Consider the following 14,602-nt stretch of genomic DNA (forward strand, 5'->3'; position numbering starts at 1 on the left):
GGCGGCGCGCCGCCCCGGCGCTGTCCTGCTCCGCGCGGCGCTGCGGGGCCCCCTCCCCGCGGGGGGGGGGGGGCGCCCCCCCCCCCCGCGCGGCCCCCCCCCCCCGCGCCGAACTCACTTCGTCCAGAACTTCACACCGCTCCACTGCACCGTGATCAGTCCCGCACCACTGCTGGTGCGATAAGAACCGAACTTGTCGTAATAACTACCGCTCGGGCTGTCGATGGTCTGCTTGAGCGAACCGTTGAGGTACACCTTCTGCGTGCTGCCCACCTGGTTGATGGTGTTGACCCGCACGGACGTGCTCACGGTGGCACCACTGGCGAGCGTGTGACCGCCCTCCACCGCGTACATCCGGCCGCCCTTTTCCACCGCCAGCAGGAAGTACGAGCCGGCGTTCGACCCGTCGCGGAACGTCTGCTTCACGCTGATGCGCGTGCCGCTCATGCTGGTGACCACGACTTCCACGGACCGGTGCCGACCTGTGCACTCGCCCTCGGAGCCACCCCCGCGAGCCCGCACACGACCCCCGCGAGGCGTAGTCTTCCTGGCACTTGCCAACCTCCGTACAACTCAGGGCAGCGGTCGCGAGAAAGGTTCAGACCACTGCGTCGAAACTGGGTGATCACTGTTCGAGCACGGACGAAAACAGAGATTCACGACTCTTGACAGGTTTGTTTGTCAATGCTTGGCTCGGCCCATGCGGGACGTCGAGGTGATCGAGGACCCGGCCGCGGCGGCGGCCGCGCTGGACCCGGTCCGCGCACGGCTGCTCGCTGCCCTGGCCGAACCCGCGTCGGCGGCCTCGCTCGCCTCGCGCGTCGGGCTCACGCGCCAGAAGGTGAACTACCACCTGCGGGCACTGGAGTCGCACGGCCTCGTCGAGCCGGCGGGCGAGCGCCAGTGGGGCGGGCTGACCGAGCGCCTCTTCGCCGCCACGGCCGCGTCGTACCAGGTCTCGCCCGCCGCGCTCGGCGACGCCGGCACGTCGGCGATGGAGCCCGACCGGCTCTCCTCGGCTTACCTGCTGGCCGTCGCCGGCCGGACCGTGCGTGAAGTCGCCGGGCTCGTGCGCCGGGCGGCGCGGGCCGGCAAACCGCTGCCGACTCTCGCACTGGACACGGAAATCGCGTTCCGCTCTGCGCACGAGCGGGCAGCGTTCACCGACGAGCTGACCACGCTCGTGGCCGGGCTCGTCTCGCGGTACCACGAGGAATCGGCTCCGGGTGCGCGGACGCACCGGCTGATGGTCACCGCGCACCCGAAGCCGGCCGACCCGCCTACGCCGGCTGGATGATCACCTTGAGCGCCTGGTGGTCGGCGGCGTTGCCGAACACGTCGTAGGCCTGGTCGAGCTGGTCGAAGGTGAACGTGTGTGTGCCCATCTTCTCCGCGGGGATGCGGCCGCTCGCGACCATCTTCAGCAGCGTCGGAATGGACACGGTGTCGACGAGTCCCATGGTGAGCGTGATGTTGCGGATCCACAGGTCCTGCATGGGAAGTTCCACACCCACGCCGTGCACGCCGATGTTCGCGACGTGCCCGCCGGGCCGCACGAGCGCGGCAGCCGTCTGCAGGGTCTCGGGGTAGCCGACGGCTTCGATGGCGACGTCGACGCCGAGCCCGTCGGTGTGCGCAAGGACCTCCGCGACGGTGTCGGGCCCGGCGGTGACCGTGTCCGTCGCGCCGAACTCGAGGGCCTTTTCGAGGCGGAACTTGTTGGCGTCGATGGCGATCACCTTGGACGCCCCCCACAGGCCCGTGGTCAGGATTGCCGCGAGCCCGACCGCGCCGGAGCCGACGACGGCGACCGTGTCACCCGGGCGCACCTCGCCCGCGAGCACGCCGACCTCGTAGCCGGTGGGCAGGGAGTCGGCGAGGAAGATGGCCTGCTCGTCGGTGACCTCGGCGGGAACGTGGTAGAGCGAGGTGTCCGCGAAGGGTACGCGGACGTACTCGGCCTGGGTGCCGTCGATGAGGTGCCCGAAGATCCAGCCGACGCCGCCGACCGTGCGGCAGTGCGAGGGCATGCCCCGCTGGCAGTAGTCGCAGCGGCCGCAGCGCGTGACGGCCGGTACGAGCACCCGGTCGCCGACTTTGAAGCTCCCGACGGCGTCGCCGACCGCCGTGACCGTTCCGACGGCTTCGTGGCCGAGGATGCGGCCGTCGGTGACCGCGGCGACGTCTCCGTGGAGGATGTGGAGGTCGGTGCCGCAGATCGTGGTGGTGTCCACCTTCACCACGACGTCGGTCACCTCCTGGATCGTCGCGTCGGGAACGTCTTCCCACGCCTTGTTTCCTGGTCCGTGGTACACCAGTGCCTTCATCGCCACCTCCGGGTCGGGACCGACCCTCGACGCTACGTCGAGTCCGCGGAGCCGCCGGTCTCAAATTCAGACACCGAACAGGTGTTCGACGCTCGTGTACGGTGGGGGTATGAGTCACGCACTTCAGGGATCGCTCTTCGGGTCCGGCCTCGAAGGCGCTGCTTTGGGGTCCCTCAACCGGATCCGGCGCACGGACCTGGGCCGCGGCGCGTGGGTCGACGTGCTGCCGGGCTGGCTGTCGGGGTCCGACGAGGTTTTCACGCGCCTGGTCGCCGACGTTCCGTGGCACGCCGAGCAGCGGCAGATGTACGACCGCGTCGTCGCCGTGCCTCGGCTGCTCTGCTTCTACCGCGAAGGCGAGACACTGCCGCACCCCCTGCTCACCTCGGCCCGCGACGCGCTGTCCGCGCACTACGCGGCCGAACTCGGCGAGCCCTTCCGCACCTCTGGCCTGTGTTATTACCGCGACGGCCGCGACAGCGTCGCCTGGCACGGCGACACGATCGGCCGCGGCAGCTCCGAAGACACGATGGTCGCGATCCTCTCAGTAGGCACCGCTCGCCACCTCGCCCTCCGCCCCCGCGGCGGCGGGGAGTCCCGCCGTTACCCCCTGGGCCACGGCGACCTCATCGTCATGGGCGGCTCCTGCCAGCGCACGTGGGAACACGCGATCCCGAAGACGGGCAAGGGGGTGGGGCCGCGGATCAGCATCCAGTTCCGGCCGAGCGGGGTGCGTTGAGCAGTCCCCGGGCGCAGGGAAAAGCCACGATCAGCCGGAGCGGCGGAAAAGCCTCGTCCGGAGCGGTTCTTCGCCGAAACACACCGCCTCGTATCGGTGCGGCACCGCTCCGCTTTCGGGAAGCCGGAGAAGATCCACCGCGGAGATCCGGCGTGAGCCGGTGTCAGTGGACCAGCACCGGCAGTGAGTCGAGGCCGTAGACGATCGAGACCTTGCGGAACGCCAGTTCATCCGGCTCGACGGCCAGCCGCAGGTCCGGGAACCGCTTCACCAGGGCCGGGTAGGCCGTGCGCAGCTCCATGCGCGCGAGCTCCGCGCCGATGCAGCGGTGGATGCCGTAGCCGAAGGCCAGGTGCGAGGACGGGTCGCGCTTCGGGTCGAAGCGTTCCATGTCGGTGCCCAGCTTGGCGTCGCGGTTGGCGACGGACAGCGAGACCAGCACGATGTCGCCCTCGCCGATGTGGACGCCGGCAATGTCCATGTCTTCCTTGGCGAAGCGCGGGAACGCCATCTGCACCACGGTGAGGTAGCGCAGCAGCTCCTCCACGAAGCGGTGCACGGAGTCGTCGTCGCCGCGGACCGCGTCGAACGCGGCCGGGTCGCGGAGCAGCACCAGGGCGCCGAGGGCGAGCATGCTGGCGGTGGTTTCGAGGCCGCCGGTGAGCACACCGTCGGCGAGGCCCGCGAGCTCGAGGTCGTCGATCTCGTCGCCGTGTTCCTTGATGAGCATGCCGAGCAGGCCGTCGCCCGGTTGGTCTCGCTGCTTCTTGACGATGTCGAGCAGGTAGGTCAGCGACTCAGAGATCGCGCCCAGCGACGCGCCCGCGCCGCCGAACAGATCGAAGCGCGCGGTGCTCAGGCGCTGGAAGTCGGCGCGGTCCTCATAGGACACCCCGAGCAGCTCGCAGATCGTGAGCGACGGGATCGGGAGGGCGAACGCCTCCCACAGGTCCACGGGCCCCTCGGCGGCGGCCATCGCGTCGAGCTGCTCGTTCACGATCTCGTCGATCCGAGGCGTGAGGCGGTTGAGCCGGCGCATGGTGAACTCAGGCGTCAGCAGCTTGCGCAGCCGCGAGTGCACCGGCGGGTCGGCGAAGCCCAGCCCGCCCGGGTTCTGGTCCTCGGTCACGCCCGCGTTGCCGACGAGGTTCGTGAAGTCGTTGCTGAACTCCGAGACCTTGCCGAGGACGGCCTTGGACTCCTCATAGCCGGTCACGAGCCACGCGTTCATGCCGAACGGCAGGTCGAGCTTGCTGATGGGCGCCGCTTCCCGGCGCTGCCCCAGCGACGGCACGGGGTCGAGCCCCACGCGCCGCAGCGGTTCCAGCGCGGAGTCGGGCAGAAATGCCATCTTCTCGAGGTCGAAACCCTTTTTCTGCTGCCGGGCGAGGTAGCGGCGACCGGCCCAGGCGAGGATACGCGAGCGGAGACTCCCCATGGCAGCGACACTACCCCATCCGCCGTTCGGGTGATCCGGGCGGAGACAGCTGTCACCTGCGGTTCGAGATCATGACCTGCGCCGTGACCCGGCCGTGACCAGCGGGGAGGGCCGCACCGGCACAAGCCCGGAGAGAACCGATCACGCCGGCTCATCCACAGTGGACACCGAGGTCTCTTTCGGACTGCGCAAAGCCTCGGCGTGCTCAACTCGCCGGAGCCTTCACGCGCGTTCCGGCCACGGCAGGCCTTCCGGGTGAACGTGCGGGGCCGGGACAACCGGCCCCGCACCAAAAGGAAGTCAGGCGCGGTTGTTCACCCAGCCCTTCACCGCACCGGCGCACTGGTAGCGGACGACCACGTGTGACTTGTTCGCGTAGGCCCCGCTGGCCCCGGCGAGATCCCACGGCCCCGGCCGGTCCGCGTCGACCTTTCCGCCGGCCTGCACGGTGACCACGTCCCGGCCCGTCACGCCGGGGGTGTCCCCCACGAGCGAGATGCCGTCGAGGATGATCGGCTGGTCGTAGCTCGACGCCAGCCGCAGGTACCGGCCGCCGTTCACCGGAATGTGGAGCTTGCCCCACTGACCGGGCTCGGTCGCCTCTCCGCGGTCACTGCTCATGTCTCCGTCCTCCTCTTCTCCCGGGGTGCTGAGTGCGCCGAAGTGCGCCGTCGTGTAGCTCTCGTCGAGATCGACGCCGGCCGCCGAGATGCCCGGGATGGTCCCGGACGAGCTGTACTGGTGGATGTCGTAGCGGCCGGCGGCGGCGTCGGGCCGCGCGCCGTAGCGGGCGATCCAGATCACCAGACCGGGGATGCCCCAGCGATCCGGGCGCAGCAGCGTCGCGAGCGCGTTGTTCATGTACACGCCGGGCCGGAACCCGCGAGCTTCGATCCGCTGGCAGAACGCCCTGCCGAACGCGGCTTTCTGGCTGTCCGGGATGTTCGGCACCCCCGACCCGGTCGGGTTGTCCTCCAGATCCAGCATCGGGACGCAGCCAGTGGCGCCGAGCCGGATCACCTCGCCGAGGAAGACGTCGGCCTGCGCCGCGGCGCCGGGACTGGCCTGGACGAAGTGGTACCCGCCGACCGGGATCCCGACGGACCTGGCGCCGTTCACCTCGTTGTCGCCGCGGCCGCCGGCGGGGGTGCCGCCACCGTCGGAGAGCTTGACGTAGACGAACGTGACGCCGGCCCGCTTCACAGCGGGCCAGCTGGTGACGGTCTGGAACCTGCGGTAGATGTCGATGCCGAGCGCCATCAGGAACCGCCTTCCGTGACGTAGGTGGGCGCCGGGTCGGTGTCGCCGAGCTCGCGAACGGGGTCGGCCACGCGGTGGTTCCACCACCGGTGCGTCGTGCCGCACAGGTCTTGCCCACGCCGGGCCTGCCGCGGCGTCCGCGTTTCCGCCCGGAGCGCGGCGACCTCGTCGGTGACGGTGGTCGTGTTCGTCGGCACGACTGCTCCCCCAGTTGCTCAGCTCGGGACAATTTGTCCGTTTCGCGAGTTGGAGCTGCCTTGTAACCTGCCACCCGCGCCACGCTGACGACACCGCCAGCACGGGTATTTCCCTCGCCCGAACGTTGGAGACGGGGAACCTCGCGCCGCATCACGACAGCGAGCGAACTGGTCCGCTTTCGCCTGTCGCGCAGCGGGTTCACCACGAAATCGTCAGAGTATCGCCGTGCGGGGCACCCGTTCGGCACCACCGGTCGCCCTGAGCAGGCTCGGCCGTCCCGCCGACGCGGGCGCGACCGGATTGTCGGTGTCGTCGTCCGGAATGGGGTCGACCGAGACGAGGAGCTCTCCTGCCCGCAGAAACGTGCCGGCGCGGAAGCCCACCCGGAATGGGCGCGACGAACGACGGCGGGCCGTGAGAGGCTCGGCTGACGAACCCGGAGGAAACGGACATGAGTGCGGCGCTCATCGGACGGGAGCACCCCGCCTCGGTGTTGCGCGCGGAGCTGGCGCGCGCGACCGCGAGCCACGGCGGCCTGGTGCTGGTGACGGGAGAGGCCGGCATCGGCAAGACCACGCTCGTCACGGGGCTGGCCGACGAGGCCCGCGAACGCGGGGCGCTCGTGCTGGCCGGCACGTGCTGGGAGTCGGGCAGCGCACCCGGTTACTGGCCGTGGGTGCAGGTCGTGCGCGCGCTGCGCCGGGCCGCGGAGCCGCACGAGTGGGCCGCCGCGGATTCCGCGACGCTGTCGGCGCTGCTCGGCGAATCACCCGAGCCCGGTGACGCGTTCCGGCTGCACGACGCCGTCACGAGCGCGCTCATCACGCTCTCGCACGACCAGCCCGTGGTCGTGGTGCTCGACGACCTGCACTGGGCCGATCCCGCGTCGCTGCGGCTGCTCGACTTCGCGGCGCGCCACACGTGGTTCGAGCGGCTGCTGCTGATCGGCACGTACCGGGACGTCGAGGTCGACGCACCCGGCCACCCCCTGCACCAGCTCGTGCTGCCGCTCGTCGCGAAGGCCACCACGGTCACGCTCACCGGCCTCGACCCCGCGCAGGTCGCCGAGCTGATGGGCCGCACCGCGGGCACGAACCCCGGCTCCGAGCTGGCCGCCGACGTGCACCGGCGCACCGGCGGCAACCCGTTTTTCGTCGAGCAGACCGCGCGGCTCTGGCGCAGCGGCAGCCCTGTCTCGGCCGTCGCCCCGGGCGTGGCCGACGCGTTGCAGCGGCGGCTTTCGCTGCTGCCGGCCCAGGTGGCCGACCTGCTGAGCGACGCCGCCGTGCTCGGCCGCGAGTTCCCGCTGCACTTGCTGGCGGCGGTCGCCGGTGCGCCGGTGCCGCAGGTCGACCACCTACTCGGCCAGGCCGTCGCGGCGCGGCTCGTGGTCGCGCTCGGCGAAGGGCGCTTCGCGTTCGCCCACGACCTGGTCCGCGAATCGCGCTACGCCGGTCTCGGTGCCGAAGGCGCGGCCCGCCGGCACGCGACCGTCGCCGACTCCGGCCTGGTCGGCCCCGCCGAACGCGCCCGGCACGCCTACCTGGCGGGTGCCCTCGTCGAGCCGGCCCGCACCGTCGAGCTGCTCCGGGCGGCGGCCCGGGACGCGAGTGCGCGCCTGGCCATCGAGGAATCCATCGGCCACCTGCGGCGCGCGCTGGAGCGGGCGCCGACGGTCCGGACGCGCGCGGTCGTGGAGCTCGAGCTCGGCACACTGCTGTGGCGCGTCGACGACAAGGACGAGGCCTGGGCGCACTTCGAAGGCGCAGTCGCGAGCGTGCGCGAACTCGACGACGCGGAGCTGCTCGCGCGTGCCGGCCTCACCCTCGCCCGCGCCGACCCGGGCGGCGCGCGCCACGAGCTCGTGTCCGGCCTCCTGCTCGAAGCCCACCGCCGCCTGTGCGCGGGCACGCCGGCCGAACAGCTGTCGCTCGACCGCGTCACGCTGGAGCTCACGGCCCGCGCCGCCATGCTCGCCCGCGACGACGAGGACGACCACGCGCTCGCGTTCTCCCTGTGGGCTCGCCACGACGCCATCTGGGGCCCCGGCAGCGGCGCCGAACGCGAGCGGCTGACGGATGAGCTCGCGGCCGTCGCCCGCCGCACGGGCGATCGCGAAAACGAATACTTCGCGTCGTCGCTGAAATGGGTCGCACTCCTCGAACAGGGCGACCCGCGCTACCTCGACCAGTTCCGCTCATTCCAGGCCCTGACGGAAAACAGCGGCCTGCGCGGCGCCGAGCTGGCCGCGAAAATCGACCGCAGCGTGATCTGCGCCCTCCACGGCCGCTTCGCCGACTCGGACGCCGCTCTGCAGCAGGCGTTGGACGCACACCTCGGCCTGAGCGAACGCGAGTTCGGCTACATGGGCGACCAGCTGCTCTGGAGCACCCTGCTGCTGCAAGGCCGCTTCGCCGAGCTGGCCGAGCTGCCCGCCCGCATGAGCGACGCGGGGCACTCCCACCCCGGTCTCCTGCGCGCCCTCGCCGCCGCCCACGCCGGCGACGCGGCCGCCACGCGCGAACTGCTCGCCGAGGCCGCCGCGGAAGCGCCGTACTCCCGCGAGTTCACCCCGTTGTGGCTACGCTGCCAGGCCCAGGCCGCCGCGGTCCTGGCTGACCGTCCGGCCGCCGAACGCCTCCTGGCCGAGCTCACACCGTACTCCGGTGAGTGGCTGGTTTCCTTGTACGGCTGTGATCTGAGCGGCCCCGTCGACCTCTGGACCGGCCTCTTGGCCGCGACCCTGCGCGACCACGACCTCGCCGCCGACCGCTTCACGTCCGCCGCCCGCTCCGCCGACCGCCTCCGCGCACGCCCGTGGTCGATCGAAGCCCGCAGCCACCTCGCCACCGCCCTGCAAAACCTCGGCGACACCACGCGTGCGGCAGAACTCTCCGACACGGTCACCGCCGAAGCCACGTCCCTGGGCATGCACCACATCCCCGCCCGCGTGCGCTCGGCCCGCGCGGAACCGTTACCCCTCAACGAGTTCCGCCGCACCGACGCCGTCTGGTGCCTCCGCTACGCCGGCCACGAGATCCGCATCCCCGACTCCAAAGGCCTGCGCGACCTCCACTTCCTCCTCGGCCGCCCCGGCACCGACGTCCCCACCGTCCGCCTCCTCGCCCCCGAGGCCGACGTCGCCCCCACCTTCACCGGCACCCCCGTCCTCGACGACACGGCCAAAGCCGCCTACCGCCGCCGCCTCACCGACCTCGACGCCGCCATCGACCACGCCACCACTCTCGGCGACGACACCCGCGCCGCCACCCTCGACACCGAACGCGCCGCACTCCTCACGGAACTCCGCACCTCCTCCGGCCTCGCCGGCCGCACCCGCCGCCTGGGCGACGAATCCGAACGCGCCCGCAAGGCCGTGACCGCCCGCATCCGCGACGCCATCCGCAAACTGGCCGACCTGCACCCCGCCCTGGCCGAGCACCTCCACGCCACCATCACCACCGGTTCGAGCTGCTCATACCACCCGCCCACCCCCACCCCTTGGCGCCTGTAACCGCCGCCACCCCAGCCACACCACCCCAATGCGGCATTGGTTGCGTCGACCGCACCGAACGCCACAGTGGTAACTGAAGCTCGCCCAGCCCCTCCCTCACCCTTCCCCCCGGCCGGCCCCCGATTCTTTTCGCCCACACGGTCTGGACCGGTGGTCAGGTACTCTTTCCCGCCTTTTCAACCGGTGCAGACCGTAGTGAAACCCGAAAATCGGGGTGGCCCCACGACGCCTCTCGAGTGCAATGGTGCGCTCCGCGCGCCGAGCACTCACTTCCGGTTGTACAACCGCATAGTCCACGTGCCGAACACCAACGTCAGCGCCCCGGCCGCGATCAACGTCCACATGATCGCCCCGAAGTCCCAAGCCCCGGCCATCATCGACCGCACTCCACTCACCAACTGCGTAATCGGATTCAGCTCGACGAACACCTGCAACCACCCGGGCATCGTCGACGGATCCACATAGACATTCGACAGAAAAGTCAGCGGCATGATCACCATCATGCTCACCCCCATCACCGACTTCTCCGATCTCAGCAGCAGCCCGAACATCGTCCACACCCACGACAGCCCGAACGAGAACACCAGCAGCAGCACGACCCCAGCCACCACACCCCCGAACCCACCAGGCGGCCGGAACCCCAGGATCAACCCCACCACCATGATCACCACAGACGCGATCACATACCGCAACGCATCCCCGAGCAAATACCCCACCATCGCCGACGGCCGCCAGATCGGCAACGTCCGGAACCGATCGAACACACCCTTCTCGATATCCGTATTGACGGCCAACCCCGTGTACATGGTGATCATCACAACACTCGACGCCAAGATCCCCGGCAAGAAGAACTGCAAATACTGCGAAGGCGACCCAGCCAACGCCCCGCCGAACAAATACGTGAACATCAACGTCATCATGATCGGAAACGCCGTGACGTCGAACAACTGCTCCGGCACATGCTTGATCTTCAGCACGGCCCGCCGTCCGAACGTGATGGACGTGGACAACGCACTGGGCCGCGGTGGCCGTTCCACGGCCACCAGCAGCGCGGCCAAGTCCTCGACCTTCGGCGCCGCCAGCTCGGCGTCAGCCTCGCGTACGGTTGTCACACCGCCACCTCCTGGTTTGCCGGACGATCGGTCAGAGCCAGGAACACCTCGTCGAGGCTCGGCTGGCCCAGAGAAAACGTGTCGACGGTGATCCCGGCCCGCGCCAGCTCCGCCAAAGCCTGCGACGCGCGGTCCGCCGCACCGAGATGCGCATCGGCCGACAGCCGCGCCGTGAGCGCCACCGGATCCGGCTCCAGCTGCACAGCCGCGTCGAGCGTGCGCCCCAGCACCTTCGCCGCAGCCTCGCGCTGATCGGAATCCCGCAACCTCAAATGCACAGCCCCGACCCCGACGGAAGCCTTCAGCTCCCCCTTGGTCCCCTCCGCGATCACCTTCCCGTGGTCGATCACGGCGATCCGCGACGCCAGCTGGTCGGCCTCGTCGAGGTACTGCGTGGTCAGCAGCACGGTGGTCCCCTGCGCGACGATCGCCCGCACGATGTCCCACACCTGGTTGCGGCTGCGGGGATCCAGCCCCGTCGTCGGCTCGTCGAGGAACAGCAGGTCCGGCGTGTTGAGGATGCTGGCCGCGATGTCCAGCCGCCGCCGCATCCCGCCGGAGTAGTTCTTCACCTGCCGCGCCGCCGCGTCGGTCAGTCCGAACGCCTCCAGCAGCTGCGCCGCGCGAGACCGGGCCGCGGGTTTGCGGTGCCCGAGCAGCCGAGCGAGCATCACCAGGTTCTCGGTGCCGGTGAGATCCTCGTCGACCGACGCGTACTGCCCGGTGAGGCTCACGCGGCTGCGCACGGCGTCGGCTTCGCGCACCACGTCCTTGCCGAACACGCGCGCCGCACCGCCGTCGGGCCTGGTCAGCGTCGCCAGCATGCGCACGGCGGTGGTCTTGCCCGCACCGTTGGGGCCGAGGACGCCGTAGACGGTGCCAGCGGGCACCACGAGATCGATGCCGTCGACCGCCCGGGTTTCCCCGAACACCTTCACGAGCCCGGCGGTCTCGATGGCCGGCTCGGCGGTGGCTCTGCTCATGTCCATCCTTCCCCGTTTTGTCCACCCACAGTCGGTTCACGCGCAGTAGGGCCGCGCGCGCCGCCCGTCGCGCAGGGCGAGCCCCCACCAGATGAGCTCGTCGAGCAACGTCGTCACGGCGTGCACGTAGTGCTCCGGATCGGGGCGGAACCCGCCGTCTCTGACGCGAGCCTCGAGCAGGTCGAGGCACACCGCGTCGCGCAAGGTCGCCGTGTGCAGCTCGGTGAACACCCCACGGAGCTGCTCCACCGCGTACCGGCCGGCGGCGCGGTAGCCGTAGGAGACGAACCCGACCGGTTTCGCCCGCCACTCGTCGTACGCGCAGTCGATGGCTTGCTTGAGCGACGCGGGGAAGCTGCGGTTGTACTCCGGCGTGACAACCACGTACGCCTCCGCCGCCGCGATCCGCCGCGCGAACCCGGCCATCGCCGGGGTCGGCCGCGCGGGGTAGCACGCCGGGATCGCGAAGTCGGCGAGGTCGACCACGTCGAGGTCCAGCCCGGTGCGCGCACCGGCCCGCTCGACGAACCACCGGCCGACGCCGCCGCCCACCCGGCCCTCCCGGGTGCTGGCGACGACCACGGCCACCCGCAGCTTCTCCTGCACACCTTGAGGGCGCCAGATGCTCGCGAGCCGCCCGCCAGATCGGATCTGGCAGGCGAGGGTCGGGCGAAGAACGGCTTGCCCGTCAGCACGCTCCCCCGGTCGTGACAGCACTTGTTGAAACGTTTCACCACCGTGTTAGGCTGGCCGTTCCAAGGGTGAGGGGAGGGCCGTGGTCGGCATCAAGGACGTCGCGAAGCGCGCGGGCGTTTCGATCGGCACAGTGTCCAATGTGGTCAATCGGCCCCACGTCGTCGCCACGGCCACGCGCAACCGGGTGCTGTCGGTCATCCAGGAGCTGGGGTACGTGCGCGACGAGTCCGCGCGCCAGCTGCGCGCGGGGCGTTCGCGGATCATGGCGCTGCTCGTGCTCGACCTCGGGAACCCGTTTTTCGTCGACGTCGCGCGCGGGGCCGAGGAAGCCGCGCACTCGCAGGGGATCAACATCATCACGTGCAACAGCGGGCAGCGGGTGGAGACCGAGGCGTCGTACCTCGCGATGCTCGCCGAGCAGCGCGTGCGCGGCGTGCTACTGAGCCCGGTCGACACCGGCGGCGACGCGATGCAGGCCTTCCGGCGCAGCGGGATCCCCTACGTGTTCGTGGACCGCAAGGTGCCCGCGGACGAGGCGAGCTCCGTGTCGGTCGACGACGTCGCGGGCGGCGCGCTGGCCGCGCGGCACCTGCTGGAGACCGGGCACGGCCACATCGGGTTCGTGAACGGTCCCACGATCCTCACGCAGTGCCGCGACCGCGACGCCGGTGTGCGTTCCGTGCTCACCGGCTCGGGCGCTCACCTGTCGGGGGTGGAAGCGGTCGGGCTCGACGTCGCGTCGGGCCGCGACGCGGGCGCGCGCCTGCTCGGCATGAGCCCCCGGCCGACGGCCGTGTTCTGCGCCAACGACCTGCTCGCGCTCGGCGTGCTGCAGGCGATGGTCGGGGCCGGTGTGCGCGTGCCGGACGAGATGGCCATTGTCGGCTACGACGACATCGAGTTCGCGGGCGCGGCGGCCGTTCCGCTCACGTCCGTGCGCCAGCCCGCGTTCCGGCTCGGGCGCACGGCCGCCGAGCAGCTGCTCGCGGAGACGGAGGAGAACCCGCCGCCCCGCCGGCAAGAGGTCTTCACACCGGAGCTGGTGGTGCGGGAGTCGACGCGCGTTCGCCGGTAACTGTTTACACGGATCTGTACAGAGCGCTATAAACACTTTCGTGGACACCGGCCGCAAGCTCCTGCCCCGCGCCGAACGGCGCGCGCAGATCCTCGCCGCGGCGCGGACGGCCTTCGCCCGCGAGGGCTACGCGGCCGCCACGATCGAACTGGTCGCCCGCGAGTCCGGCGTGACGGCGACGATCATCTACCGCCACTTCGCCGGCAAGCCCGACCTGTACCGCGCCGTCCTCGACGACGTCCGCGACCGCCTGCGGGTGGCCACGTCGGGCCGCACCGACCCGGTGCGCGCGGCGGTCGCCGCCGCGGCCGCCGATCCGGACGGCTTCCGGCTGCTGTTCCGCCACGTCTCGCGCGAACCGGAGTTCGCATCGTGGGCGGCCGACTTCCGCTCGCGCAGCTCCCTGGTGGCCGAATCGGCGCTGCCGGCGGAAATCCCCGATCCTGCACGCCGCGCTTGGGCCGCGACCCTGCTGACCACCCTCTCGGTGGAAACGATCCTCACCTGGCTCGACGCGGGCCGCCCCGCTTCCGAGGAGACGGTCGCCACCGCCATCGACGTCGCCTCCACCGCCCTCATCGCCGCGATCGGCGCGCGATGACCTACCACGACGTCGGCCGCTTCGACGCCCGCGCCGACACCTACGACAACCCGGCCCTGCAGCGCTTCTTCGGCGCCGTCCACCGCGCGACGCTGGAGTTCGCCACCGCTGGTTCGCCCCCGCGCACGATCCTGGACGTGGGCGCCGGCACCGGCGAACTCCTCGCTCTGGTCCACGCCCGTTTCCCGGATGCTGTTCTGTCCGGTGTGGACCCCGCGGTCCGCATGCTCGTTCGGGCGCGCGAGAAGTCGTTCCCGGCAACGCTTTCCGTCGGCTCCGTGGAATCCCTCCCCTACCCCGGCGGGCAATTCGACCTGGTCCTGTCCACGATGTCGTTCCACCACTGGACCGACCCGGCCCGGGGCCTCGCGGAAATCCACCGCGTCCTTGCTCCCGGCGGCACCGCGGTCGTGGCCGAACACCTCACCCGCGGCTGGCTCCGCATCGCCTGTCGCCTCCTGCCCCGCCGCAACCGCACGGAGAACATCGCGGAAGTCGTCGCACTGGCCCGCAACGCCGGCCTCGACTTCGCGGCCCAAGCCACGGTCTTCCGCTTGGCTGGGCTGCCTTTCGTCACCGCCCTGCGGCTGCGCAAACCCGAAAACGCCTGAGGGGCGGCACCGAAACGGCACCGCCCCTCAGACCGCGGGTACCCGAAG

Annotated in this window: 14 protein-coding genes; 6 read left to right on the top strand and 8 right to left on the bottom strand. The window is 70.8% G+C overall.

Features of this window, described 5'->3' with window-relative positions:
* Positions 1-114: 114 nt before the first annotated feature.
* On the bottom strand, positions 115-468 hold the full coding sequence (locus AB0F91_RS09515) for a hypothetical protein (RefSeq protein ID WP_360596308.1): 354 nt from the start codon (positions 466-468) through the stop codon (positions 115-117).
* A 232-nt stretch (positions 469-700) separates the two neighbouring features.
* Between AB0F91_RS09515 and AB0F91_RS09520 the strand changes: the two genes are divergently transcribed.
* Entirely contained in the window at positions 701-1,297 is a 597-nt protein-coding gene (locus AB0F91_RS09520) for a helix-turn-helix domain-containing protein (protein WP_360596310.1), read from the top strand.
* On the opposite strand, the gene AB0F91_RS09525 is transcribed toward AB0F91_RS09520, so the two are convergent.
* Entirely contained in the window at positions 1,281-2,327 is a 1,047-nt protein-coding gene (locus AB0F91_RS09525) for an alcohol dehydrogenase catalytic domain-containing protein (RefSeq protein ID WP_360596312.1), read from the bottom strand. The genes AB0F91_RS09520 and AB0F91_RS09525 overlap by 17 nt on opposite strands.
* A 109-nt stretch (positions 2,328-2,436) precedes the next feature.
* Here AB0F91_RS09525 and AB0F91_RS09530 point away from each other — a divergent pair, with 109 nt between their 5' ends.
* Entirely contained in the window at positions 2,437-3,066 is a 630-nt protein-coding gene (locus AB0F91_RS09530) for an alpha-ketoglutarate-dependent dioxygenase AlkB (protein WP_360596313.1), read from the top strand.
* Between the two features lie 163 nt (positions 3,067-3,229).
* Here AB0F91_RS09530 and AB0F91_RS09535 read toward each other — a convergent pair whose 3' ends face one another.
* The 3 genes from AB0F91_RS09535 to AB0F91_RS09545 form a co-directional block, all read right to left on the bottom strand.
* Positions 3,230-4,504 (bottom strand): cytochrome P450, encoded by a 1,275-nt coding sequence (locus AB0F91_RS09535; protein ID WP_360596315.1) that lies wholly within the window; start codon positions 4,502-4,504, stop codon positions 3,230-3,232.
* 300 nt (positions 4,505-4,804) lie between these two features.
* Complete coding sequence (locus tag AB0F91_RS09540; RefSeq protein ID WP_360596316.1) at positions 4,805-5,764, bottom strand: GH25 family lysozyme; 960 nt, start codon at positions 5,762-5,764, stop codon at positions 4,805-4,807.
* Positions 5,764-5,961 (bottom strand): hypothetical protein, encoded by a 198-nt coding sequence (locus AB0F91_RS09545; RefSeq protein WP_360596318.1) that lies wholly within the window; start codon positions 5,959-5,961, stop codon positions 5,764-5,766. Before AB0F91_RS09545 ends, AB0F91_RS09540 begins: the two co-directional genes overlap by 1 nt.
* A gap of 452 nt (positions 5,962-6,413) precedes the next feature.
* Here AB0F91_RS09545 and AB0F91_RS09550 point away from each other — a divergent pair, with 452 nt between their 5' ends.
* Positions 6,414-9,476 (top strand): AAA family ATPase, encoded by a 3,063-nt coding sequence (locus AB0F91_RS09550; RefSeq protein ID WP_360596319.1) that lies wholly within the window; start codon positions 6,414-6,416, stop codon positions 9,474-9,476.
* Between the two features lie 266 nt (positions 9,477-9,742).
* Here AB0F91_RS09550 and AB0F91_RS09555 read toward each other — a convergent pair whose 3' ends face one another.
* The 3 genes from AB0F91_RS09555 to AB0F91_RS09565 are packed head-to-tail and all read right to left on the bottom strand — an operon-like array spanning position 9,743 to position 12,177.
* Entirely contained in the window at positions 9,743-10,588 is an 846-nt protein-coding gene (locus tag AB0F91_RS09555; protein ID WP_360596320.1) for an ABC transporter permease, read from the bottom strand.
* Positions 10,585-11,571 carry an ATP-binding cassette domain-containing protein gene (locus AB0F91_RS09560; RefSeq protein ID WP_360596322.1) on the bottom strand — a complete coding sequence of 329 codons (987 nt, stop codon included), beginning with the start codon at positions 11,569-11,571 and terminating at the stop codon, positions 10,585-10,587. Before AB0F91_RS09560 ends, AB0F91_RS09555 begins: the two co-directional genes overlap by 4 nt.
* 36 nt (positions 11,572-11,607) lie before the next feature.
* Positions 11,608-12,177, bottom strand: a complete 570-nt coding sequence (locus AB0F91_RS09565; RefSeq protein WP_360596323.1) for an NAD(P)H-dependent oxidoreductase — start codon at positions 12,175-12,177, stop codon at positions 11,608-11,610.
* Between the two features lie 169 nt (positions 12,178-12,346).
* On the opposite strand from AB0F91_RS09565, the gene AB0F91_RS09570 reads away from it, so the two are divergent.
* Genes AB0F91_RS09570 through AB0F91_RS09580 form a run of 3 tightly spaced genes read left to right on the top strand, consistent with a single transcriptional unit; the run spans position 12,347 to position 14,554 of the window.
* A complete protein-coding gene (locus AB0F91_RS09570) occupies positions 12,347-13,342 on the top strand; it encodes a LacI family DNA-binding transcriptional regulator (RefSeq protein ID WP_360596324.1) in 996 nt (331 codons plus the stop codon).
* Positions 13,343-13,382: 40 nt separating this feature from the next.
* The gene (locus tag AB0F91_RS09575) at positions 13,383-13,943 is read left to right on the top strand and encodes a helix-turn-helix domain-containing protein (protein WP_360596325.1); all 561 of its coding nucleotides are present in this window, start codon (positions 13,383-13,385) and stop codon (positions 13,941-13,943) included.
* Positions 13,940-14,554 (top strand): class I SAM-dependent methyltransferase, encoded by a 615-nt coding sequence (locus tag AB0F91_RS09580; protein WP_360596326.1) that lies wholly within the window; start codon positions 13,940-13,942, stop codon positions 14,552-14,554. The genes AB0F91_RS09575 and AB0F91_RS09580 overlap by 4 nt, the downstream gene beginning before the upstream one ends.
* The last annotated feature ends 48 nt before the right edge of the window (positions 14,555-14,602 follow it).

The sequence above is a fragment of the Amycolatopsis sp. NPDC023774 genome (assembly GCF_040639695.1).
In the GTDB taxonomy this organism is placed as follows: Bacteria; Actinomycetota; Actinomycetes; order Mycobacteriales; family Pseudonocardiaceae; genus Amycolatopsis.

Excerpts from the sequence above, each read along its gene's own strand:
- AB0F91_RS09525 (WP_360596312.1), bottom strand. The coding sequence starts at position 2,327 with ATGAAGGCACTGGTGTACCACGGACCAGGAAACAAGGCGTGGGAAGAC.
- AB0F91_RS09540 (WP_360596316.1), bottom strand. The coding sequence starts at position 5,764 with ATGGCGCTCGGCATCGACATCTACCGCAGGTTCCAGACCGTCACCAGC.
- AB0F91_RS09560 (WP_360596322.1), bottom strand. The coding sequence starts at position 11,571 with ATGAGCAGAGCCACCGCCGAGCCGGCCATCGAGACCGCCGGGCTCGTG.
- AB0F91_RS09530 (WP_360596313.1), top strand. The coding sequence starts at position 2,437 with ATGAGTCACGCACTTCAGGGATCGCTCTTCGGGTCCGGCCTCGAAGGC.
- AB0F91_RS09520 (WP_360596310.1), top strand. The coding sequence starts at position 701 with ATGCGGGACGTCGAGGTGATCGAGGACCCGGCCGCGGCGGCGGCCGCG.
- AB0F91_RS09550 (WP_360596319.1), top strand. The coding sequence starts at position 6,414 with ATGAGTGCGGCGCTCATCGGACGGGAGCACCCCGCCTCGGTGTTGCGC.
- AB0F91_RS09535 (WP_360596315.1), bottom strand. The coding sequence starts at position 4,504 with ATGGGGAGTCTCCGCTCGCGTATCCTCGCCTGGGCCGGTCGCCGCTAC.
- AB0F91_RS09580 (WP_360596326.1), top strand. The coding sequence starts at position 13,940 with ATGACCTACCACGACGTCGGCCGCTTCGACGCCCGCGCCGACACCTAC.